Below are 22,220 nucleotides of genomic sequence, written 5' to 3'. Positions count from 1 at the left end.
CAACTGCGCTGTACTGCCGGGCATTCACAGAATTCTCAGGAGAAGCACGGATGCACTATCTCGTTTTACTGCTCGGGCTATTTACTTATGGGGTATCGGCAGCCTGTCCTGTTTGGGCGCCGACACGTGCAGAAGAGGAAATTACAGCCCTGAAAGTGCAGCTTCAGCAGTGGGATGATCTTTATTATCGCCAGGGTAAAAGTGCTGTTACTGATCAACACTACGACGCGTTGCAGAGTAAATTACAGCAGTGGCAGCGCTGTTTTCATCCTGCCAGTGAAGCCCGCCAGCCGCAGCTAAAAACCGATGGTAAAGCGCCGCATCCAGTGGCTCACGTTGGAGTAAGGAAGCTGGAAAACAATCGGGATATGTTGCGCTGGATGGCGAACAGGCACCAGCTTTGGGTGCAACCAAAAGTGGACGGCGTGGCGATCACGCTAATCTACCAACAGGGAAAACTGGCGAAAATGATCAGCCGGGGCGACGGCCTGATCGGAGAAGACTGGACGGCAAAAGCACCGCTCATATCGGATATCCCTCTTTCAATTCCGTTATCGACGGGGCATCAGGTTTTTCAGGGGGAGCTCTACCTGAAGATGACCGGTCATCAACAGGCTACCGATGGGGGGCGAAATGCGCGCTCAATCGTGGCAGGGGCAATGATGGCGAAAATGCCCGGTGAGGTGCTGCAAAACGTCGGACTGTTTGTCTGGGCATGGCCCGACGGGCCAGACAGCATCGCGCAGCGCTTGCTGGATCTGCGTAGGGCCGGTTTTCCTGATATCAGTGAGTGGACGCAGCAGGTTGAGGGAGTCGATGAGGTTGTGGGTTGGCGCGAGCGCTGGTTTCATCAGCCGCTGCCTTTTGTTACCGATGGCATCGTAGTTCACAGTCAGCCCTCAGAGCATGGCCGTAACTGGATACCTGATAAAGGAGACTGGGCGGTGGCATGGAAATACTCACCACCGGAAGTTACCAGCGAGGTTCGCTCCGTTGAGTTTTCAATCGGGCGCACAGGCAAAATTAATGTGGTACTGACTTTGCAACCGGTGCAGTTAGATGACAAGCGTATCAGTCGGGTGAATGTGGGGTCTGTGCAGCGCTGGCAGCAGTGGAATGTGATTGCCGGTGATCATGTCCGAATTAGTCTGGCGGGACAGGGCATTCCGCGTCTCGATGACGTAATGTGGCGTGTGGCACATCGCGAATACCCTCAACCGCCTGATGCAGGATATTACAGCCATCTTAGCTGCTTCCATCTGACGCCAGAGTGTCGTGAGCAGTTTTTGGCACGACTGGAGTGGCTGAGTGCTAAGTCCGTGCTTAACATCAAGGGCGTGGGGCGCCATAGCTGGCAGCAGCTAATACAGTCCGGGCATATAACGCACCTGTTCTCATGGCTGCCACTCTCGCAGGAACAGTTAAAAACTATCCCGGGGATGGGTGAAGCAAGATCTCATCTTTTGTGGCAGCAATTTCGTTTAACCCGTCAGCAGCCTTTCAAGCGCTGGGTCAGAGCATTGGGTGTTCCGATACCGCAGAAAGCAATGAATGCTCTTGCAGACGACAGCTGGCTGCAACTGTTGTCTCGCAGCGTTGAAGAGTGGCAGAAGCTGCCGGGTATTGGCTCCGGACTGGCGCACAGAATTAGCGAGTTTTTGCAGGATAGAGAGGTACGGCAGCTTATCCAGTGGCTGGAAGAACCAGCCATCCGGTCAGAAGCTTCGCCAGGTTAATGGTCATCGTGCGGATAGTTGAATACCGGCAGGCCAAGTTTGAAGCGCAAAGCCAGTAAGCGTGCACTGAATCCGGCCAACAGCGTAATGATGATAACGGTCTCCATCGGCAGAGTGGTTTTTAGCAACAGGATGTAAACCCAGCCTGAAGCGAAGGCGATGCCAGCATAGAGTTCTTTCTGGAAAACCAGCGGGATCTGATTACAGAACATATCGCGAAGCACTCCGCCGAAAACCCCCGTCACAACTGCGCTAATGGCGGCAATAATTCCGGCATGCCCCATGTCTAGCGCAACCTGTGCACCGAGAATGGAAAATACTATCAGGCCTAGTGCATCAAGGATAAGAAACACTTTGCGCAGATGGGGCATCAAAGGAGCGGCCATCGTGGTGATGACCGCCGCAGCGGCGACAATCATTATATATTCAGGATGCTTCACCCAACCTAACGGGTAGTGCCCCAGCAGCATATCGCGCACTGAGCCCCCGCCGATTGCAGTGACAGATGCGATGATGATGACACCGAACATATCCATCTTACGACGACCCGCCGCCAGTGCGCCGGTCATGGCTTCCGCAGTAATACCAATGATGTAAAGGACTGTGAGTAACATAGCCATCTCCTTAAAACCTGGCGGCAATCCTAAGGGGTTCACGCCAAAACGGCGACTGAAATTTTCTCAGAGGGATTATGCACGATTGGGTTTATACATATAAAAAATCGCAAAGGGTAAGCCTGTCGGCGCCTTACCAGGCAGAATGCATGGAAAACAGTAAGTGAGTAGTAGGAAAAACCAGATATACGCAATCAGGATATAATATCCTGCTAGATATTCTTATTAAATAGGTTTTAAGCCTGATTAATATATTCTTAATGCATAGGTCAAACTTGATGTTATGGATTCTTTTGGGTCAAAAGTATTCGAAATTTATTTAGAAACCTTCTTTTCCAGGTAATACCATGTTCATTTTTATTTTTTTATTACGTAACGTTACACCAACAGCTTACTTTTCGTGACGCAAATTGCTTGCCATTCCGTACTGTGCACACTTAAGATGTTTTTTCTTTTGTGGAATTGTAATGGATCGTATATTGATTCAGGGCTGTGAAGATAATCTACATGGAGGGAGTATGTCTAACAGATACACAGTGGCAATCTCTGATGACCACCCGCATATTATTCACTCGTTAAAAATGCTTTTTTCAAATAGCGATCGTTTTGTTATTTCTAACGAAACTGTATGTGGAAGAAGTTTATTGTCGGCGCTCGCAACTAAGCCAGTGGACATTGTTATTACGGACTTTTCCTTAAGTTCTGACCGTTCAACGATTGATGGTTTTGCCAAGCTGCGCGCGCTAAAGGGTCGCTTTCCTGATGTGAAAATTGTTCTGCTTACATCACAGAGTAATACTGCAATTTTGAGAAGTGCATGTGATTATGGTGTTAAATCAATTGTTAGTAAATCTGATCCCGTTGAGGAAACGTTACAGGCTTGCCAGCATGTTATGACACAGTCTGGATATTATTTTTCTTCTACATTTAGTTATATTAAGAACTACCTTATAAAAGGGAGAGAAAAAGGCAGCCCTCTTACGCCAAAAGAGTTAGAGGTTATAAGGTTGTTCTCCTCGGGATACACGCTGTCAGAAATTGCTCAACGGCAAAACAGAACCATTAGTACTATCTCCACACAAAAATATAATGCCATGCGAAGGCTGGGTGTTTCATCTAACATTGAGTTGATACGCTATGCATACGCAAAAGGTCTGATTTAATATTTTCGATTCTTAAACGTAAATAGATTTTTATTGGAAAGTGACTTCCATCTGAACCGTCAAGCGTCAAGACTGATTCAGTTTTTAAGGGATTAAATGAAAATTTTATTTTTCTTATTATTTTTTATTTCTCCAATCCTTCATGCAACCAGTCTCTTGCAGGCAGTCAATGCTGCCCGTCATCATGACGCAGAGTTTAGTGCGGCATTTCAAGCCAAAAAGGCCGGAAATGAGGCGTTTGATCAAGGGGTTGCAGGTTTGCTTCCCACAATAAGCCTTGATGGAAGTTACACCCAACAGGATCAACCTCACGCCAGCTACGCGGCAGCGGTAAAACGCCATAGTTACAGCGTTACCCTGAACCAGCCCCTGTTTGATATCTCTAAGATTGCTGCATTTCAGCGCGGGAATGCTGCATCGGAACTGGCAGACATGGAGTTTATTGCTGCGCAGCAAAAATTAATTCGTGATGTTGCTGATGCTTATTTTGCTGTTATTTATCAGCGAGAAGTCACTGAGGTGGCCATATCGGCAACAAAAGTGTTTCAAAAGCAGCGTGCTCAGGCGGTTACTGCCTTCAGACTGGGAAATGGCAATCGTACCGAAGTTGACGAAGCCCAGGCGAATTACGATGAAGCTGAAGCTCAGGAGATCATGGCCCGCAACGATCTGGAGGTTGCCAATGCAGCGTATCAGCGTATGACGGGGTTGGATGCAGATGAAATAATCCCAGTCTCTACTCAGTGTTACCAGCCATCTCAGCTGGGAGATATCAAAAAAGTCCTCCTGCAAGCACAAAGCAATAATACAGAGATCAAAAAAGCCACTCAGCAAGTGGAACTGTCAAAAAGTGACCTGGTCGGTGCTGCCGGGGCGCATTTGCCGATTGTCACACTCCAGGGAGCCTATGGTGGAAACTGGAGCCGGGGGGAAAACGAAAACGTGCTGGATAGTGTTTTTGGAACGACCTCTAAAACGCGCAATACCCTTGTAGGGGTCAACGTTTCAATCCCGCTTTTTGCTGGGGGAGGGCAGCTTTCAGCCACGCGAGAAGCGATCGATCGCCGTAATCAGGTGCGAGATTTACTGGAACATACGCGACGTAAAGTCGGCCAGGAGACCCGTACAGCGTGGCTAAATATTACTAACGGTATGGCGTTGCTGAAAGCTCGAAAAAAAGCAGCAATGTCAGCTGAGACCAAGGTTAAATCAACAAGTTATGGTAGAGAGCTGGGGCTGAGAACCATTATCGATGAACTCAACGCCGAGCAGAAATACTATGATTCCTTACAAAGTATCGCTGAAGCCCGATACAAATATCTGACATCGACGTTTGATCTCCTGTTGCTGTTGGGAACACTTGATGATCGTATTCTCATCGCTTTTGATTGTAAGCACCCGGGCTGAGTACTCAAGAAATAGCCTGGCCATCTCATGGATCTGAGAAAATATGAACGAGCCTTTATTCCGACCGGAAGTGGTCGATGCGAATAAGTCAAAGATGATCGGTACGGTCGCGATTTATTCTCCCCCCTGGCGTTGGCTGATGATTTCAGTCGTTGCGGTTATTACTCTCTCTATTGCCGGATTTTTTATTTTCGGTAGCTACACCAAGCGCGAGAATGCGCAGGGTGAGCTATTGCCATCAAGAGGGGTTATCACACTTGTTCCGCAAACGGCGGGTACGGTGAGTGATGTAAAAGTCACAGAAGGCGAAGCTGTTAAAAAAGGAATGCCGTTGATGGAGATATCCTCCGAGCTATCAACGTCACAGGGGGGAACGTGGGAGGCCGTCATTGAGCAGATTCAGATACAGCGCTCGCGCCTGAAACACGAACTTCTGGAAACCGAAGCATTAAACGAAGAGACCCTAAAGGGTCTACGCAGCCGTCAAGCAATCTTACAGCAGCAGATTAAGCAACTCTCTCAGTTGTTACCTAAGAAAAAGCGTCAGGAACAGCTTGCCCAGCTTCAGTTGGATAAACAACGGAAGATGCAGCATGAGGGCTATGCATCTTCCACTATGGTGGAACAGCAGGAGAGTGCCGTACTGGAAGCCAGCGCTGCTGTGCAGGAGTTAAAGCGGCAACAGCTGGAGCAGCACCAGCAAATGGCGCAGATTACACAGCAACTGCAAGAGCAGCCGATGAATGCGCGTAATCAAATTCATGAGCTGGAAGTTCGGCTTTCGTCACTTGAGCAGTCGCTGGCTGAAAATGAATCCCGTCGTTCGGTCACTATCAGGGCACCACAAAATGGCACGATTGGAACGGTGTTACCCCATATCGGACAAATGGTGACGGCCGGGCAGTCGGTTATTACTCTTCTCCCCGAGAACAGTAAGCTGGAGGCCAGGATGCTGGTCAGCAGCCGCGCTATCGGTTTTATCCAGGCCGGGCAGCGGGTGGTATTACGCTACCAGGCGTTCCCTTACCAAAAATTCGGCCAGCAATATGGTCGTGTCAAAGAAGTGTCACGTACGGCACTTACCCCACAGGAGATTGCCAACCTGACGGGCAGTAATAATGTTACCGAACAACAATACCGTGTGCTGGTGTCATTAGACCGACAGCATATTACTGCCTACGGCAAGCAGGAGCTTCTGCGGCCAGGTATGGCCGTTGAGGCTGACTTCCTGATAGAGAATCGGCGTTTGATTGAATGGGTACTCGAACCGCTCCTTGCCTTGTCCAGACGGTCGATTGATGAATAAAAAAAACACCTGGATGTGATTGTAAGACTATTTAAGGATAAATAACGATGAGCTTTGCGGATTCATTAATTTTTGGCTGGGGGCGGCGCTTACCGATGCTGCAACAGGCGCAGGCGGCAGAGTGTGGGCTTGCCTGTGTCGGGATGATCTCCTGCTACTATGGGCACACCTTTGATCTCGTCACACTGCGTCACCGTTTTTCCACATCTCTGAAAGGTGCCACTCTCGCTGACATCATGCTGATCGCACACCGGTTAGGTATGGTGGGGCGGGCACTGCGTCTGGAAATGGAAGAGCTTAACCAGCTCCGTACGCCCTGTATTCTCCATTGGGATCTGAATCACTTTGTGGTGCTGAAAAAGGTTCATCGAAATAAAATCACTATTCATGACCCGGCGCGAGGCATCCGCGATGTGCCGATGGAAGAAGTATCGAAGTCGTTCACCGGCGTGGCGCTTGAGCTGTTACCTTCAGCCTCCTTTCAGAAAAAAGAAGAGAAGCAGTCAGTATCAATGCGCAAACTGGTTGGTGGGGTTATTGGTCTGCGCCCTGTCTTTGCGCAAATCCTGATTCTTTCTGTTGCGCTCGAACTGTTTGGCTTGCTGACACCGTTCTTTATGCAGTGGGTAATGGATCTGGTGCTGGTCTCTGCCGATCGGGATCTACTCAGCCTGATGGGGGCCGGTTTCATCATTATTTTGGTATTGCAAAATGTCATCACGGCGTTGCGATCCTGGGTAATGACATGGTTCTCCAGTGTGCTGAGTGTGCAGTGGACGACCAACGTATTCTCATGGCTGATGGGTTTACCGATGACGTTTTTTGAGCAACGCCACGTGGGTGATGTGGTTTCCCGCTTTGGCTCTATTTCCACCATCCAGAACACGCTGACTACCCGCTTTATCAGTACGGTGCTGGACGGGGTGATGGCTTTTATCACGCTGGGAATGCTTTTTGCCTACAACGGGAAGCTGACTCTGCTGGTGATCGGGCTGTTTGTTGCCTATTCGTTGGTTCGTTTTCTCTCCTATCGCCCATTCCGTCAGGCGAATGAGGATCAGATTATTGCGATGGCACGTGCACAAACCCAGCTGCTGGAAACCATTCGCGGCGTCCAGGCCGTTAAGTTGAACAATAAGCAGGAGGTTCGCCTGGCGGCCTACGCCAATGCGCTGGTAGAGGCCACCAACAAAGGGATCGCGATTCAGCGTTTGACCATCGGTTTCAGTACATTACAGGGGTTGATCTCAGGGGTAGGGCGCATTGTATTGATCTGGCTGGCGGCTTTGCAGGTGCTGGATGGTAACTTCTCTGCGGGGATGCTGGTGGCCTTTATCAGTTTTTCCGATCAGTTTATAGGCCGTGCTGCTGGCTTAATTGACGCTATTATCGACTTTCGTATGCTGCGACTTCATGGGGAACGGCTTGCGGATATCGTGCTGACAGATAAAGAAGATAATCTGGAGCCAAAGGTTGCACTGCCCGCGAAAAATGAGCAGGTCACCGGACCGGGTGTCAGCGTGACGGATCTGAGTTTTCGCTATGCGGAAACAGAGCCATGGATACTGGAAAACTGTTCATTTGAAATTGCACCCGGTGAAAGTGTCGCTATCGTTGGCGGTTCCGGTGAGGGGAAAACCACCCTGGCCAAGCTTTTGCTGGGGCTGTTAAAACCTGAGCAAGGCACCATTGAAGTGGGTGGAGTTGAGATCCGTAAGCAGGGATTGCTGGCACACCGTGAACGTATTGGCTGCGTAATGCAGGATGATATTTTGTTTGCCGGTTCAGTGGCCGATAACATCAGCTTCTTTGATGCCACGCCCGATCAGACGCGAGTTGAGCTTGCGGCATTATATGCCCAGATCCACGAGGATATCATCGATATGCCAATGGGATATCAGACGCTAGTGGGCGATATGGGGTCATCCCTTTCCGGCGGGCAGGTGCAGCGAGTGTTGCTGGCGCGTGCACTTTATCGTCAGCCAGAAATTTTGATACTGGATGAAGCGTCCAGTCATCTGGATATAGAACGGGAGAGATTGATTAATCAGGCCATAAAGCAAATGGATGTCACCCGTATCATCATTGCCCACCGTGCCGAAACGATTCGCAGTGCTGACCGGGTGATTGTGATAGAGAAGGGCAAAGCCCGTTCTCAGGATGCGGATAGCTTTATTTCCCGCCAGGGCCCGGACATGATCCAGGCCTGACGGCTTACAGTTTTTCCCAGGCTTTTTTCAGGCCGGTCTCTTCATCGGGATCGGCCCCCTGAGCAGTGACGACCTCTTCCTCTTCTTCCGCAAGCGGTTCGCTATCGATCGACGGCATTGTTTCTTCAATCATCTGCTCATCAAACGCCGGGTTGAGTGCCGGAGAAAGTGGTGAACTCATCAGGCTGTCTGGCATCGCAATATGAGGCACCGGCGCATCTTCAACAAATTGCGCCTCATCCTGTTTGACCGTTCTGCTCAGGCCGACAATCATCAGGCCGCACAGAGCAAAGAACGCATAAAGCGTGTTACCACCCAGGGGTTCTATTAACAAGCCTACTAACAGCGGGCCAATACTGGCACCGACGCCAAATGCCATCAGCAAGCAGGCTGCCAGAGAGACGCGCCTTTCCGGTTCAACCAGGTCATTGGCCAGTGCAACGGCCAGTGGGTAGAGCGAAAACTGCAACATACTGACAATGAAACCCAGCCCCAGCAGCAGCGAGAAGCTGATATGCGGCAGTAACGCCAGCGGCAGTGCCGCCACAATCAGCACAATGGCATTCAGGCGCATAAGCAGGGTGCGATTGTAGCGATCGGAGAGCCAGCTAAGTGGAAACTGTGCCACCAGACCGGCAAAAATAGCGATAGCCATAAACAGGCCGGTCTGCCCTGTTGTCAGATCCTGCTGACTGGCGTACACCGGTGCCAGACCATAAAAAGAGCCAACCACCATACCGATAGCCAGTGTGGTGGCCAGTACTTTTGGAATAGCGCCGATAAAATACCGCAGTTCCAACGGGGCCGGAGAGAGCTGACGGGCATGTGTGCGCGTGGTCAGTGCAATCGGCACCAGACAAAGCGCGAAGCAGAGAGCGATCAACAGCAACGTGCTGATACCAAGATCGGTCTGCATCATCAGCACGACCTGCCCGAGCGACATGCCGAGATAAGTTGCCACCATATAGCAGCCAAATACTTTCCCGCGTTGCTCAGATTCGGACTGATCGTTGAGCCAGCTTTCCAGCACCATATACTGGCACATCATGCAGAGCCCGATAATCAACCGCAGCACGACCCAGGCGGGGATAAAGCTGGTTAATCCATGGCATAACACAGCGGCGGTAATAATACCGGCGCAGGATACATAGGTACGGATATGGCCCACGCGGGCGATTAGAAAGTGGCCAACTTTGCCACCTATCACCAGGCCAATGTAGTTCGCTGCGATAATGGCGCCAATCATGCCTCCTGAGACATGAACTGATGTCAGTCGCAGGGAAACATAAGTCGTCAGCAACCCTGATCCGAGCAGCATTAACAGCGTAGTGGTATAAAGCGGGAAGAACACGCCTAACGTCTTGTTCACTCTGCCCCCTGGGGATTTTTGAGCCGGTCCGTTGAGCGCCGCACGCCCTTACACGTAAGCTGTTGCTTTGTGATACTAGCAGGTTAAAGCCGGAGGGCAAAACGAGCGGGCAGAAGATAAGGCCAGTAGCGCTGAGGCTACTGGCAGGGGTCAGGCTTTCTTAACAAACTCAGATTTGAGTTTCATTTGGCCAAGGCCATCGATTTTACAGTCGATATTATGGTCACCTTCGACCAGACGAATACCTTTCACTTTGGTGCCCATCTTCACTGGAGTGGAGCTACCTTTGACCCTGAGGTCTTTGATTACCGTGATGGTATCGCCATCCTCCAGCAGATTGCCGAAGGCATCTTTTACGATAAGGGTAAATTCAGAGACGGTTTCAGAACCCTCAGCCCACACGTGACCGCACTCTGGGCAGTTGAGCATCTCGGCATCTTGCCAGCTATACTCTGAGCTACATTTGGGACAAGGAGGTAAAGTTTGCATCGGAATCCTCAAATAAATCCATAATAAAGAAAGGGAATAGTTTACCTTGTCGGAGACTTTCTTCCTACCCCTGTTTAGATAACCGCGCTGATACCTAAATTGTATCACCCACATTGAAATTCAGGTCACTACCCAATCATGAAAGAATGAAATTTCATTTATGGAGGGGTTATGAAAACGAGAAATTTGTCCCAGGATCTTACGGTCAGCGCTATCGGCTACGGTGCGATGGGTTTGAGCGAGTTTTACGGTGAAACGGACGATAAAAAGTCTCTGGCGCTGTTAGGAAAACTGGCGGAAGCTGGCGTTAATTTTATTGATAGCGCGAATCTCTACGGACGCGGGCACAATGAGCGGCTTATCGGCCATTTTTTAGCGCAGCTGGATAGCCAGACGCGTGACCAGTTTAAAATTGCTACCAAATGCGGTATCGATCGCGATCCTGACGCGGCTTACGCCCGCAAAATAAACAACCAACCTGACTATATCGTTCGCTGCTGCCATGAGTCTTTGCAGCGCCTGGGGGTAGAAAAAATTGATCTCTTCTATCTTCACCGTGTGGATAAAGACGCCGATATTGAAGAGAGCATGCACTGTTTGTCCCGCCTGGTGAAAGAAGGGAAAATTGGTCATGTTGGCTTGTGCGAAGTCTCCGCTGCTACCCTGCAAAAAGCGCATGCAGTCTTTCCGGTCACTGCTCTGCAAACTGAGTATTCACTGTGGACCCGTGATATTGAAGAGAGCATCCTGCCGATGGTGAAGTCACTGGGCATTGGGTTAGTGCCATATTCCCCGCTGGGACGCGGTTTTCTGACAGGCAAATACCTGAAGAATACCGATTTCCCGGAAGGTGATTTCCGCAGAAATAACGCCCGTTTTCAGCAGGACAACATCGACCATAACCGCAAGATGCTGGATGCGATCACCCCGTTAATGCAGAAATACCACTGCACATCGGGTCAGATTGCGCTGGCCTGGTTACTGGCACAGTATGAAAAAACCGTTCCTATTCCGGGAACCAAGAATGCTAACTATCTGGCAGAGAACGCGGCGGCCGCTGACCTGGTACTGGATAAGTCAGATGTGGCATTACTGAATGATATTCACAGTAAGATCCTGATTAAAGGCAGTCGTTATACCGAAGAGGGAATGAAAGGTATTAATGTTTAACCCAGTCTATAGACAAAAAAAACCGCCAATTTCAGGCGGTTTTTTTTGGCTGATACTTCGTACCGGATTAACGCATTACGCTGAGTGCAACACCTTCGCCCCCACCGATGCACAGCGCCGCGATGCCCTTATGGCCGTCTTCGCGGATTAAGCCGTGGATCAGCGTGACCAGAATACGACAGCCGGATGCACCAATGGCATGGCCCAGAGCGATTGCTCCCCCCTGAGGATTGATGCGGTCAGGAGCGATGCCACAGGAGAGTGCTACTGCCACTGCCTGCGCAGCAAATGCCTCATTTGACTCCAGAATATCCACCTCTTTAGCCGACCAGTTCATGCTTTTGATATTCATTTCGATCGCTTTAATCGGCGCTGCGCCCATCAGTTCCGGTTCAATTCCGGCATTGGAGAAAGCGCCAAGCGAGGCGAGAATATCCAGCCCGCGCTTTTCTGCGGTTTCCCGGCGGCAAAGTAGCACTGCTGCCGCACCATCATTCAGCGATGAGGCATTCCCGGCGGTCACCGTGCCATCCTTTTTAAATACGGTTTTTAATCCGGACAGTTTCTCGATGCTGGTGTGACGAGGGCACTCATCCTGAATGACGCTTCTGATTTCGCCCTTCCGGGTCGTCCAGGTTACCGGAACAATTTCTTCAGAGAACAATCCAGCCGCCTGGGCCTTTAAGGCCCGCTGGTGGGAGAGCAGGGCAAACTCATCCTGCATAGATCGGGAAATATTGTAGCGTTCGGCAACGTTCTCCGCCGTTACTCCCATATGATAGTGATTAAACGCATCCCAAAGCCCATCGGCGACCAGGCTATCTTGCAGTGCTCCTTCGCCGAGGCGAATTCCCTGCCTTGAACCCGTCAGCATATGTGGGGCGTTCGACATGCTCTCCTGGCCACCGGCAATCACGAAATCGGCTTCGCCGCAGATTAGCGCCTGCATTCCAAGGTGCACGGCTTTGAGGCCAGAACCACAGACTTTATTGATGGTCAGCGCAGTGGTCGATACCGGAAGGCCCGCATTTAATGCAGACTGCCTTGCCGGGTTCTGACCGCACCCGGCGGTCAGAACTTGTCCCATGATCACCTGATCCACATCCTCTGCTGCCAGGTTGCTGTCGGCCAGCAGGGCTTTAATCACGATGCTGCCGAGTGCGGTGGCTGAATGTTCAGCCAGCCCGCCGAGAAATGCACCTGTTGCCGTTCTTTTGGCGGCGACGACGACGATCTCACTCATTTTTTCTCTCCCGCGCTACGAGAATTGAAGCGTGCGACTGCGGCGCGATAGGCTGTCAGTCCGTTCATGCAGGCCGGAACACCGGCATAAACTGCCATCTGTATAACGATTTCCAGCAGTTCTTCCTGGGTGACGCCGACATTGAGTGCGCCACGCATATGTAATTCCAGCTGAGGTTGTGCATTGCCGGAGGTGATCAACGATGCCACCGTCAACATTTCACGTGTTTTAAGATCAAGCCCCGGACGGCCAACCACGGCGCCAAAGGCGTAATCGGTGATCAGGCGCGGCAGATCGGCATCCAGTTCTGCCAGGCGGGAGGTCACGCCATCTGCAAGTCCTTCTTCCAGACGATCCATAATTTCACGGCCATGGCGGGTCAGTTCAGTTCCCTGTTTCATGCGATGTTCTCCATCATTTTTTTCGTCACGGGTTTGTCAGCGGGGATAAACGCGACAAGGAGGAAGGAAAGCGCGCTGGCAACGCCAGCCGTCACAAACAGTGCAGGCAGTGACAGAGCAGAAACCATCCACGCACCAACAGAAGCACCAATACCGATTGCGGCGTTAAAGAATGAGACATAGATAGCCGAGGCGGGGAAGGCTTCTTCCGCGGCAACGCGCAGTACCCACGTCTGGAATCCGACGAAGATGCCAGAGACTGCGATGCCCCAGAGCATCACTGCTGCCACTATCAGAGGGCGTGACAGTGACTGTGCTTCCAGACCCAGAGCGACTAATACGGCACCGATCAGCAGGACGGAGAGAGAAACGGTAATTTTGAGATATTTATCGATCAGCATCCCGGTGAGGAAGTTACCGGCGAGGCCTGCGATACCATATATAAACAGCACGACGGGGATAAACGCGGTAGAGAGCGTTGGCTGAGTTTGCAGCCATGGTTCAATAAAGGTGAAGGCTGCGAAATGTGCGGTAATCGCCAGCAGTGTGGCCGAATAGATTTTCCATAGCGTGGATGAGCGTAATACATTCTTCAGAGCGCCCAGGCCGATGGTGCTTTTAGCGCTGATGCTGGGTACTACCCACATCATGCCGAAGAAGGCGACCACGCTCAGTATCGACATCAGCCAGAACGCCTGGCGCCAGCCGAAGTTCAGACCAATATAGTTAGAGAGAGGAACACCAAATACGCTGGCTGCCGACACGCCACCGAACACGATAGAGGTGGCCACGCCAAGATACTTAGCCGGAACCATCGCGACAGCAGTAGCGCCAATCATTGCCCAGAACGCACCATGAGCCAGGGCACCAACTACGCGCGCCGCGAGCAGCACTTCGTAAGAGTCTACGGTGGCAGACCATACGTTGGAGATGAACAGCACAACAGTCAGTGAAAGAAGCAGGAGTTTCTTCGGTAAGTTGCCCAAAAATACTGAGGCAAAAAGCGCACTTAATGCGCCAATCCAGGCATAGAGCGATACCGTCATACCAATCTCAGACTCAGACGCATGCAGCCCGTTAGCAATCGGTGTCAGTAAACCTACGGGTGCCAGCTCGGTAGTTACGATAGTAAATGTCGATAATGCCAGAATAAATAATGCCACCCATGTGCGGATTGACATAGCTGACTCTTTTATTTCAGAAGCCATGATGGTTTTCCTGTTTCAATGTTTTAAATATTTCGCCAGCCTTTGAGGGCCGCATAATCAAGAAGTTTTTTATTACTGCCTACGCAAACAGGGTGCCCTGTTGCTTCAAGCATTGGGATGTCAGATATATCATCGCCATAGGCATAACAATATTCAGGACGGAAACCTTCACCACGACAGAATGAAAGTATCGCTTCTTTCTTTCCAGTGCCGATAGTTTGAGGTTTACCTATTTCTCCGGTTAAGAAACCCTCGCCATCAATAATTAATGGTGCGCAGAGAATAACGTTAACGTCTAAAGCGTCCGCAATAGGTTGCAGAACAGGTAACATCGATCCGGAAACAAAAACAGGTATCGTTCCTTTTTCCTGATGAGAGCGTAATTCAGCCACGGCCTGTGCTATAAAGTTGTCTTTATTCAGACACTCATGAAACCATTTTTGACCATATTCATTCAGTTCATTCAGTGAGACATTACGGAACTGTTGGTAATACTCCTGATTAAGTAACTCACGAGGTTTACCTTGTTGAACGTCTCGTTTAAATTTGGCGGCATATTCACTATGCTGGGCGATGAGGTCTTTTTCCCGACACCAGTAATCATAGAAACTGAACATACTTTTGAGATTTATAATGGTTTCATCAACATCAAAAAAAGCGGCGATCTTATCCACAACTACTCCTCGTAAGACTTCCTGCGGCTTTTAGTGGGAAACTGTGGATCATTTCCACTGACGCCAGCATCGCTCCAGCGTGACGGGTTAATTTCAGTGATAATCACGGAAATTTTATCTAATGGCGCTCCGCTGGTTTGGTGCACAGCCAGTGTCACGGCTTCCATCATTTTCTTTACCTGGTCTTCATCATTCATTTTCCAGGTGGATATATTTACGAACGGCATCGTATTTCCTCAGGCAAGAGTGGTAAATTCATCAAAAGAACGGGACTGCAACTTTAACTGTGCGTGTATATCTCCACCCAGCCCATAAAGGCCGATGGCACCGCCATAGCTTTGCTGTGTACTCATATAAAGCACCACAACATTAATAATTCGATTACTGTCCTGGCCGGTCTTCGGGAAGGGATTGGGTAATTCCGCCCAGAAACTGGCATGGCCTGTATCATCGGTGATAAATACATTTGGAATACCCAGCGGGCCAGGCCGGCTGGTATTCTCGGGATCGAGGTCGCGCTCACGCAGACTCATGACGGTATAAAGGCTATCGGGTACCAGATGATGGAATTCGAATTCAAATCTGGCACTTTTACGATCCTGAGCAATGCTGACTATCAGTTCGCCTTTGGCTTCCAGCCAGTGGCGCAAGGTAATCGGTGCCACTTTGCGTCGGCCATCGCTGACACGATAATCAGCAATTTGACCCTGATGAAGCGGCACGCTGGCACGTTGTTCTGAGTTGGCATCCGGTCGTTGTTCAGGTGCAAACGTCATATTGTAGTTATTTAATGGAATCGGTAATGGCAGCGTGAACAGCACGATCTCTTCCTGTGCTTCCGGCGGCATCTCTTCCAGAGAATGTACTACGTTATAAGGTGTTACCTGGCCAAATGCGGGCAGTGGACTTTGCGCAGAAACAATAGCACTGCCCCAACGTACCCCGTATTCAGCGGGAATCATCCCGACAACAACAAAGTTCCCCTGACTATCCATCACCTCCGCAGGGGGATAAAGCGGCCCCTGCGTGGTGGCAGCCAGTTCATACTTCCGGCTGTTCTCAGGCATATACAGCCTCGCGCGGAATATGCTGGGCGGCAGAGAAGGCATTGTGTGTTGCTGCAATCGCCAGTTCGCTCTCTTTGCTGCTGATCACTTCCGACGGATAAACGGTAAACGACACATCCATCGTTGCACACGACGTCTGATGCTGCGTGACGCGGATTTGTGCCTTAAAGCGTGCACGCCGATCGTTAATATCCTGCTCCAGGATTTCATAATGCACCACTGCTGGCAGCGGGAACAGGAAGTTACTGAAGTTAATAGCCATACCGTTAATCACGTAATAGCGATTACTTTCACCGTTAAAGAAAAACTCTTCTGTAACAGCAATAAAGGTTTGCCTGCATGCTTCAACTAACAGCATGCCCTGAATATGTTGTCCGGTCTGATGGTCGGCCATCAACTCACAACGCTCATCAATCATCAGCGGTAACGTATACAGATTATCGTTATCAGCTACTTTTTCAGCGCCGCCAATAAGGACATTGTGTTTAATTTTCTTATGCGCGTGACAGTTTTTCTTCGCTTCGGTCAATTTCTCTAATGAGATTATATTGAGTTTATTGTCATGAATCTCATTGCGCTTTTGATTTTTAATTACCTTCCGGGCGAAGTCATCTCTGACCCCCTGACCGACAATAATCTCATGTTCAGTGTCGATTATTTTCGCAGGTATTTGAGTCAGTAATTCCAGCTGGGAAATAGTCAGGACGTTTTTACCGTTTGTGAATTCACTGAATTTATCGCCAACAACAAAGATTTTCTTAATATTCATCAAAGCCTACCTTCAACAAGAAACAGCGCGATAGATGCGGGTATAAAGACCTTCATTGCCACCGGTGATATAGTTATCTCCGGCCTGTTGAATAATGGTCTGATAGCGAGCATTGGTGAACGCTTCTTTGTAGGTATCTTTGTCACCGTTAAATGAGGAGATAAACATAACGCCAGGCTGACCACTGATCAGTGAGTGGAATGCTTCAAAGCTGCTGATTTTATCTTTATTATCACGTACAACATTGAAGATAGTTTCATCACGCCAGTGACGATACTGCGCATAGTTATCAGCAGGAACTTCGACATGACGCAGCTGGATATATTTAGTGTCAGGCAGAGGTTTATTCGTCTCGATAGGGGCTTCGACATATTTCACCAGCTCACGGCGAATGTCACCGGCCAGCTGTGAGGCCATATTATGGAAGTCGGCTTCCAGTTCGCCTTCTACCCATGGTATTTCTTTCATATCATTAAATGAACGCAGTTCAAGCAGTTCATGGATATTATCTTCTTCACAAACGAAATATTTCTTTTCAGCTGTGGATTTCAGGCCACTGATAGAAGATGCATTTACATTGGCTTTTAGCGGAAAGCGAGAGATCAGAACATATTTAGCAGACATAATATTTTTATCCTTGATGGGTGAAGTTCGTGGATAAAACTATCATCTGAGATTTATATGAGAATTGTTAATTTTGTAATTCAGTTTAGGTATCACAACAAAACCTTTTTTGTAACGCATTGATAATTTTACAAAGAAGGGCGTTTGAGATAAGGTAATGACAACCAAATGATGCCTAAAAAACTGCATAATGCCACGCAACAGCCGCGGAGAACTTGTGGACAGCATTAATAGTAAGTTACCCAGCATAAAGCAGTTACAATGCTTTCTTGTGGTTGCTCAGGAACTTAACTTCAGACGAGCGGCAGAACGGTTGCGAATGACACAACCTCCCCTGACCCGGCAAATAAAATCCCTTGAAGATGCGCTGGGCCGTGAGCTTTTTACTCGTAATACTCATGAAGTCCGTCTGACGGAAGCCGGAACTAAGCTGGTGGAAAAGGCGACACATCTGATTGAGGAGTTCACCAACTTTATTCGTGAAATAAATAAAGAACAGTCCCATCTGCGCATTGGCCTGACCAGAACTCTCAGCTTTGAGAATATCCCGCAAGTTAATAACAAAATAAAACAGCTCATCAGTGATGAAGAGATTGATATTCAGAATCAGACGTCCAGTCAGCTTCTGCAATCACTGTCTAAGGGCCAGATGGATATGGTGATCATCGGGGAAATGAGCCTGCACAGTGAACAGGACTTTAGTTTTCACTGGATCTATCGTGAACCGCTGCTGCTGGCTATGCCTTCTTCTCATCCTGCCAGCCTGCAAGAGAAGGTTGCTCTGGCCGATATTGCCGACCTGCCTCTGTTCTGGTTCCCGCGTAACGCTAACCCGGTCTATTACGACAAATGCGAAGAGTACTTCCAGCATTTACCGTTTACCCTAAAAAGGGTGAAGGAACCTGATGATTCCCTGGTTCTGCTCTCCAGTATTGCCCGTGGCAAAGGTATGACACTGATGCCTCGTTCGATGTGTACCTTTAATCAGCAGGGCCTCTGTTATCGCACCCTGACGGAAGAAGCCGCACAGTCACTGAATATTGATGTGTATGTTGCCACGAGAAAAAATGAAAAGAGGCAGCTGGTTATCAAAGGAGTACAGAGCCTGACGGGACGAGAGCCAGATTAAAAAAAGCCCTGTAAACAGGGCTTTTTTATGTCGGCGGAATCTCTTACTCGATATTCTGAATCTGCTCTCTCATCTGCTCAATCAATACTTTCAGCTCAATAGCAGAAGCCGTGATTTCGGCATTGATGGATTTTGACCCCAGGGTGTTCGACTCGCGGTTGAATTCCTGCATCATAAAGTCGAGACGGCGGCCGACCGCTTCTTTCTTCTTCAGGATGTTATAGGTCTCTTTCACATGAGCTTCCAGACGATCCAGCTCTTCCGCCACATCCACGCGCTGCGCCAGCATGACCAGTTCCTGTTCCAGGCGGTTATTTTCTAACTGTACCTGGGCCTCTTCCAGACGGGTGACCAGGCGTTCACGCTGCCATTTCAAGACATCTGGCATATGGGCGCGTACTTTGATCACTTCGGCACTGACACCTTCCAGACGCTGTTCAATCAAGGCTTTCAGTGCAGCACCTTCGCTTTCGCGGGCAGTAATAAATTCGTCGATGGCGGTATCCAGCGCACTCAGCAGCTGGGCGGAGATGGCATCCAGATCCTGCTCTTCGGCTGACATCACGCCTGGCCAGCGCAGAATATCGACCGGATTGATTTCTCCCTCGTCACTCTGCATTTTCACCCAGTTTGCTGCCTGCACCAGCTGCACCGCCAGTTTTTCATTCAGTACCAGCGAGCTTTGGGCGCGCAGATCGGCATCGAAGCGTAAGTTAACTTCAATTTTGCCACGGGTCAGACGATTACGGATGCGTTCACGGATCACCGGCTCCAGGCCACGGAACTGCTCTGGCAGACGGATATAGGTTTCAAGATAGCGCTGGTTGACGGAACGCAGCTCCCAGGCTGCGCTGCCCCATTCGCCTTTGGTCTCGCGCCGGGCATAAGCTGTCATACTGCGGATCATTTTGCGTACCGTTTTTAAGAAAAGATGCAACGATTATAGCGGTGCTGGCGATGGCTTAACAGGCATTCGGTCAAATGGAGGTGTTTTGGCTGACCTTTTGTTTGCAGGAGTTTAAGATGCCAGCTGTGCCAATGACCTTAATTTCAGGAGCAACCATGACGTTGCGTGTAATGACTTTTTCTCTGCTGCTGCTGGCTCTCTCGGGCTGTACGACATCTCCCCGGGCGACTCATCATGCTGCTATTCCGGCCTGCACCGTGGGCGATGCCATGACGCAAACTACCCTTTATTTCGGTCTTAATCGTCCGCAGGGTGCAGCTATAACAGAAGCGGAATGGCAGGCATTTGTTGATACAGATGTCACTCCGCGCTTTAAAGACGGGCTGACAGTATTTGCGGCAAAAGGGCAGTGGATGGGGAATGACGGCAAGCTGGCACGAGAAAACAGCAGGGCACTGATGCTGATCCATACAACGGATAAGACCAGCGAACAGGGAATAGAGGCACTGCGTGCCATCTATAAACAGCGCTTTGCTCAGGACTCAGTAATGCGGGTGGATAGCCCGGCGTGCGTGGCGTTCTGACCAGATGTAACCCCGGCACGGTTGCGCCGGGGTTCGCTATTACAGCACCAGTCCGGCAAACGCTGCGGAGAGCAGACTGACCAGCGTTGAGCCATAAATCAGTTTCAGGCCGTAGCGTGATACTACGTTACCCTGCTGCTCATTCAGCCCTTTGATGGCACCCGCTACGATGCCGATAGAAGCAAAGTTAGCGAAAGAGACAAGGAACACAGAGAGAATACCCAGCCCACGCGGCGACAGTTCTGCGGCAATTTTTTTCAGCTCAATCATCGCCACGAATTCATTGGTGACCAGCTTGGTTGCCATAATACTGGCAGCCGGCAGAGCATCAGCAGCCGGAATGCCAATCAGCCATGCAAACGGCCAGAATACATAGCCAAGGATCTGCTGGAAGCTGATGCCAAAAATTGCTGAGAACATTGCGTTCACCGCAGCAATCAGTGCAATAAAGCCAATCAGCATAGCCAGGATAATCATCGCCACTTTAAAACCAGCGAGGATGTATTCACCCAGCATCTCGAAGAAGCTCTGATCTTCATGCAGCTTTTCCAGGCGAATCTCTGGTTCATCACCGGCCGGGGTCGGGTTGATAATCGACAAAATAATAAAGGTGCTGAACATGTTAAGGATCAGTGCTGCCACCACATAGCGCGGCTCGATCATCGACATATATGCACCAACAATCGATAGCGACACGGTGGACATCGCCGCAGCGGCCATCGAGTAGAGGCGGCGTGGGGAAATTTCTGCCAGGATACCTTTATAAGCGATGAAGTTTTCCGACTGGCCGAGGATCAGGGTGCTGACGGCGTTAAATGATTCCAGCTTTCCCATGCCATTCACTTTGGACAGAACAGTGCCAACCACTCTGATCAGTACCGGCAGAATTTTAAGGTGCTGTAATATGCCAATCAGTGCAGAAATAAAGATGATCGGGCAGAGCACGCCAAGGAAGATAAATGCCAGTCCCTGTGAGCTCATGCCGCCGAAGACAAAATCGGTTCCCTGGGCTGCATATTTCAGCAGTACTTCAAAGAAGCCCGAAAAGGCGCTGACGATAGTCAGTCCGCCAGAGGCGTGCAGGAAAAACCAGGCAAGCGCGGCTTCAATCACTACCAGTTGCAGCAAGACGCGCGGGCGAATTTTCTTCCGGTCATTACTGAACAGTAACGCCAGGCAGCAGATAATGGCCAGGGCCAGGATAAAATGAAAAACAGAGGTCATACGGAGTCCGGCAGGGGAATTGTTGATAAAAGGTATTTAGCCATATTTCGGTACGTTTTACACCCTGTTGCTGGCTATCCTGCTGTTTTAGCGTTTAATTATCTGTCGTTTTCATAACAATCAGCGTTGATTAGCGCCTGCCATAGGCAATCCATTGCGAAATCCGTATAATGCGCAGCCAATTATGTTTAGCTAGCCGGAGAGAAATTATGCGTCCATCAGGCCGAAGTGTACAACAGGTGCGCCCCGTTACCCTGACCCGCCATTACACCAAACATGCAGAAGGCTCTGTGCTGGTTGAATTCGGTGATACCAAAGTGCTGTGTACCGCAACCATTGACGAAGGCGTACCGCGTTTTCTGAAAGGTCAGGGCCAGGGATGGGTCACCGCTGAATACGGTATGCTGCCTCGCGCCACCCACAGCCGTAACGCGCGTGAAGCGGCTAAAGGCAAGCAGGGCGGTCGTACACTGGAGATTCAGCGCCTGATCGCTCGTTCACTGCGCGCTGCAATTGACCTGAAAGCGCTGGGTGAGTTCACCATCACCCTTGACTGCGATGTATTGCAGGCCGATGGTGGAACCCGCACCGCCTCTATCACTGGTGCCTGTGTGGCACTGGCTGATGCGCTGAACCATCTGGTCTCTATCGGCAAGCTGAAAGCTAACCCGATGAAAGGCATGGTCGCGGCTATCTCTGTTGGTATCGTTAACGGCGAAGCGTTGTGCGATCTGGAGTATGTTGAAGACTCCGCTGCCGAAACGGATATGAACGTGGTAATGACTGAAGATGGCCGCATGATCGAGGTGCAGGGCACCGCAGAAGGTGAGCCGTTCAGTCACGATGAGCTGCTGAAGCTTCTTGAGCTGGCGCGAGGCGGTATCGATACTCTGGTTGCAGCGCAGAAAGCGGCGCTGGCCAACTGA

Annotated in this window: 22 protein-coding genes; 9 read left to right on the top strand and 13 right to left on the bottom strand. The window is 50.0% G+C overall.

Going from position 1 to position 22,220, the window contains the following annotated elements; genetic code table 11:
- The first annotated feature begins 50 nt into the window (after nt 1-50).
- The gene (gene ligB, locus GN242_RS20870) at nt 51-1,736 is read left to right on the top strand and encodes an NAD-dependent DNA ligase LigB (RefSeq protein WP_154754085.1); all 1,686 of its coding nucleotides are present in this window, start codon (nt 51-53) and stop codon (nt 1,734-1,736) included.
- On the opposite strand, the gene GN242_RS20865 is transcribed toward ligB, so the two are convergent.
- A complete protein-coding gene (locus tag GN242_RS20865; protein ID WP_154754086.1) occupies nt 1,733-2,350 on the bottom strand; it encodes a trimeric intracellular cation channel family protein in 618 nt (205 codons plus the stop codon). The genes ligB and GN242_RS20865 overlap by 4 nt on opposite strands.
- Before the next feature lie 467 nt (nt 2,351-2,817).
- Here GN242_RS20865 and GN242_RS20860 point away from each other — a divergent pair, with 467 nt between their 5' ends.
- From GN242_RS20860 to GN242_RS20845, 4 genes are all read left to right on the top strand, one after another.
- Nucleotides 2,818-3,513 carry a response regulator gene (locus tag GN242_RS20860; protein WP_231617121.1) on the top strand — a complete coding sequence of 232 codons (696 nt, stop codon included), beginning with the start codon at nt 2,818-2,820 and terminating at the stop codon, nt 3,511-3,513.
- 96 nt (nt 3,514-3,609) lie between these two features.
- Nucleotides 3,610-4,920 carry a TolC family outer membrane protein gene (locus GN242_RS20855; protein WP_154754088.1) on the top strand — a complete coding sequence of 437 codons (1,311 nt, stop codon included), beginning with the start codon at nt 3,610-3,612 and terminating at the stop codon, nt 4,918-4,920.
- Nucleotides 4,921-4,963: 43 nt separating this feature from the next.
- Nucleotides 4,964-6,226 (top strand): HlyD family secretion protein, encoded by a 1,263-nt coding sequence (locus tag GN242_RS20850; RefSeq protein WP_156288144.1) that lies wholly within the window; start codon nt 4,964-4,966, stop codon nt 6,224-6,226.
- Between the two features lie 47 nt (nt 6,227-6,273).
- Nucleotides 6,274-8,436 carry a peptidase domain-containing ABC transporter gene (locus GN242_RS20845; RefSeq protein ID WP_156288143.1) on the top strand — a complete coding sequence of 721 codons (2,163 nt, stop codon included), beginning with the start codon at nt 6,274-6,276 and terminating at the stop codon, nt 8,434-8,436.
- A 4-nt stretch (nt 8,437-8,440) separates the two neighbouring features.
- Here GN242_RS20845 and GN242_RS20840 read toward each other — a convergent pair whose 3' ends face one another.
- Together GN242_RS20840 and GN242_RS20835 are read right to left on the bottom strand one after the other, a co-directional pair.
- On the bottom strand, nt 8,441-9,805 hold the full coding sequence (locus tag GN242_RS20840; RefSeq protein ID WP_156288142.1) for an MFS transporter: 1,365 nt from the start codon (nt 9,803-9,805) through the stop codon (nt 8,441-8,443).
- Nucleotides 9,806-9,955: 150 nt separating this feature from the next.
- Nucleotides 9,956-10,294 carry a zinc ribbon domain-containing protein YjdM gene (locus GN242_RS20835; RefSeq protein ID WP_154754091.1) on the bottom strand — a complete coding sequence of 113 codons (339 nt, stop codon included), beginning with the start codon at nt 10,292-10,294 and terminating at the stop codon, nt 9,956-9,958.
- Between the two features lie 171 nt (nt 10,295-10,465).
- Between GN242_RS20835 and GN242_RS20830 the strand changes: the two genes are divergently transcribed.
- Nucleotides 10,466-11,464: an aldo/keto reductase gene (locus GN242_RS20830; RefSeq protein ID WP_154754092.1), complete on the top strand. Its 999-nt coding sequence runs from the start codon at nt 10,466-10,468 to the stop codon at nt 11,462-11,464.
- A gap of 67 nt (nt 11,465-11,531) precedes the next feature.
- On the opposite strand, the gene GN242_RS20825 is transcribed toward GN242_RS20830, so the two are convergent.
- Genes GN242_RS20825 through GN242_RS20790 form a run of 8 tightly spaced genes read right to left on the bottom strand, consistent with a single transcriptional unit; the run spans nt 11,532 to nt 17,450 of the window.
- Nucleotides 11,532-12,707 carry an acetyl-CoA C-acetyltransferase gene (locus GN242_RS20825; RefSeq protein WP_154754093.1) on the bottom strand — a complete coding sequence of 392 codons (1,176 nt, stop codon included), beginning with the start codon at nt 12,705-12,707 and terminating at the stop codon, nt 11,532-11,534.
- A complete protein-coding gene (locus tag GN242_RS20820) occupies nt 12,704-13,108 on the bottom strand; it encodes a carboxymuconolactone decarboxylase family protein (RefSeq protein ID WP_154754094.1) in 405 nt (134 codons plus the stop codon). Before GN242_RS20820 ends, GN242_RS20825 begins: the two co-directional genes overlap by 4 nt.
- Nucleotides 13,105-14,316, bottom strand: coding sequence for an MFS transporter (locus tag GN242_RS20815; protein WP_230320746.1), 1,212 nt, complete (start codon nt 14,314-14,316; stop codon nt 13,105-13,107). The genes GN242_RS20820 and GN242_RS20815 overlap by 4 nt, the downstream gene beginning before the upstream one ends.
- A 23-nt stretch (nt 14,317-14,339) precedes the next feature.
- The gene (locus GN242_RS20810) at nt 14,340-14,990 is read right to left on the bottom strand and encodes an HAD family hydrolase (RefSeq protein ID WP_156288141.1); all 651 of its coding nucleotides are present in this window, start codon (nt 14,988-14,990) and stop codon (nt 14,340-14,342) included.
- A 2-nt stretch (nt 14,991-14,992) separates the two neighbouring features.
- Nucleotides 14,993-15,217 carry a 2-hydroxymuconate tautomerase gene (gene thmT, locus GN242_RS20805; RefSeq protein ID WP_154754095.1) on the bottom strand — a complete coding sequence of 75 codons (225 nt, stop codon included), beginning with the start codon at nt 15,215-15,217 and terminating at the stop codon, nt 14,993-14,995.
- Nucleotides 15,218-15,226: 9 nt separating this feature from the next.
- On the bottom strand, nt 15,227-16,057 hold the full coding sequence (locus GN242_RS20800) for a hypothetical protein (protein ID WP_154754096.1): 831 nt from the start codon (nt 16,055-16,057) through the stop codon (nt 15,227-15,229).
- Nucleotides 16,050-16,826, bottom strand: coding sequence for an AfsA-related hotdog domain-containing protein (locus tag GN242_RS20795; protein WP_154754097.1), 777 nt, complete (start codon nt 16,824-16,826; stop codon nt 16,050-16,052). Before GN242_RS20795 ends, GN242_RS20800 begins: the two co-directional genes overlap by 8 nt.
- Before the next feature lie 12 nt (nt 16,827-16,838).
- The gene (locus GN242_RS20790) at nt 16,839-17,450 is read right to left on the bottom strand and encodes a hypothetical protein (RefSeq protein WP_154754098.1); all 612 of its coding nucleotides are present in this window, start codon (nt 17,448-17,450) and stop codon (nt 16,839-16,841) included.
- Nucleotides 17,451-17,640: 190 nt separating this feature from the next.
- On the opposite strand from GN242_RS20790, the gene GN242_RS20785 reads away from it, so the two are divergent.
- The gene (locus GN242_RS20785; protein WP_154754099.1) at nt 17,641-18,579 is read left to right on the top strand and encodes a LysR family transcriptional regulator; all 939 of its coding nucleotides are present in this window, start codon (nt 17,641-17,643) and stop codon (nt 18,577-18,579) included.
- 43 nt (nt 18,580-18,622) lie between these two features.
- Here the strand turns inward: GN242_RS20785 and GN242_RS20780 are convergent, their stop codons facing one another.
- Nucleotides 18,623-19,486 carry a YicC/YloC family endoribonuclease gene (locus GN242_RS20780; RefSeq protein ID WP_154754100.1) on the bottom strand — a complete coding sequence of 288 codons (864 nt, stop codon included), beginning with the start codon at nt 19,484-19,486 and terminating at the stop codon, nt 18,623-18,625.
- 155 nt (nt 19,487-19,641) lie between these two features.
- Here GN242_RS20780 and GN242_RS20775 point away from each other — a divergent pair, with 155 nt between their 5' ends.
- Nucleotides 19,642-20,070, top strand: coding sequence for a DUF3574 domain-containing protein (locus GN242_RS20775; RefSeq protein WP_154754101.1), 429 nt, complete (start codon nt 19,642-19,644; stop codon nt 20,068-20,070).
- 39 nt (nt 20,071-20,109) lie between these two features.
- Here GN242_RS20775 and GN242_RS20770 read toward each other — a convergent pair whose 3' ends face one another.
- Complete coding sequence (locus GN242_RS20770; RefSeq protein ID WP_154754102.1) at nt 20,110-21,294, bottom strand: NupC/NupG family nucleoside CNT transporter; 1,185 nt, start codon at nt 21,292-21,294, stop codon at nt 20,110-20,112.
- A gap of 209 nt (nt 21,295-21,503) precedes the next feature.
- On the opposite strand from GN242_RS20770, the gene rph reads away from it, so the two are divergent.
- Nucleotides 21,504-22,220: a ribonuclease PH gene (gene rph, locus GN242_RS20765; RefSeq protein WP_154754103.1), complete on the top strand. Its 717-nt coding sequence runs from the start codon at nt 21,504-21,506 to the stop codon at nt 22,218-22,220.

The organism is Erwinia sorbitola (assembly GCF_009738185.1).
Lineage (GTDB): Bacteria > Pseudomonadota > Gammaproteobacteria > Enterobacterales > Enterobacteriaceae > Erwinia > Erwinia sorbitola.
The sequence above is the reverse complement of the archived record's forward strand: the minus strand, read 5'-3'. Positions and strand labels throughout refer to the sequence as shown.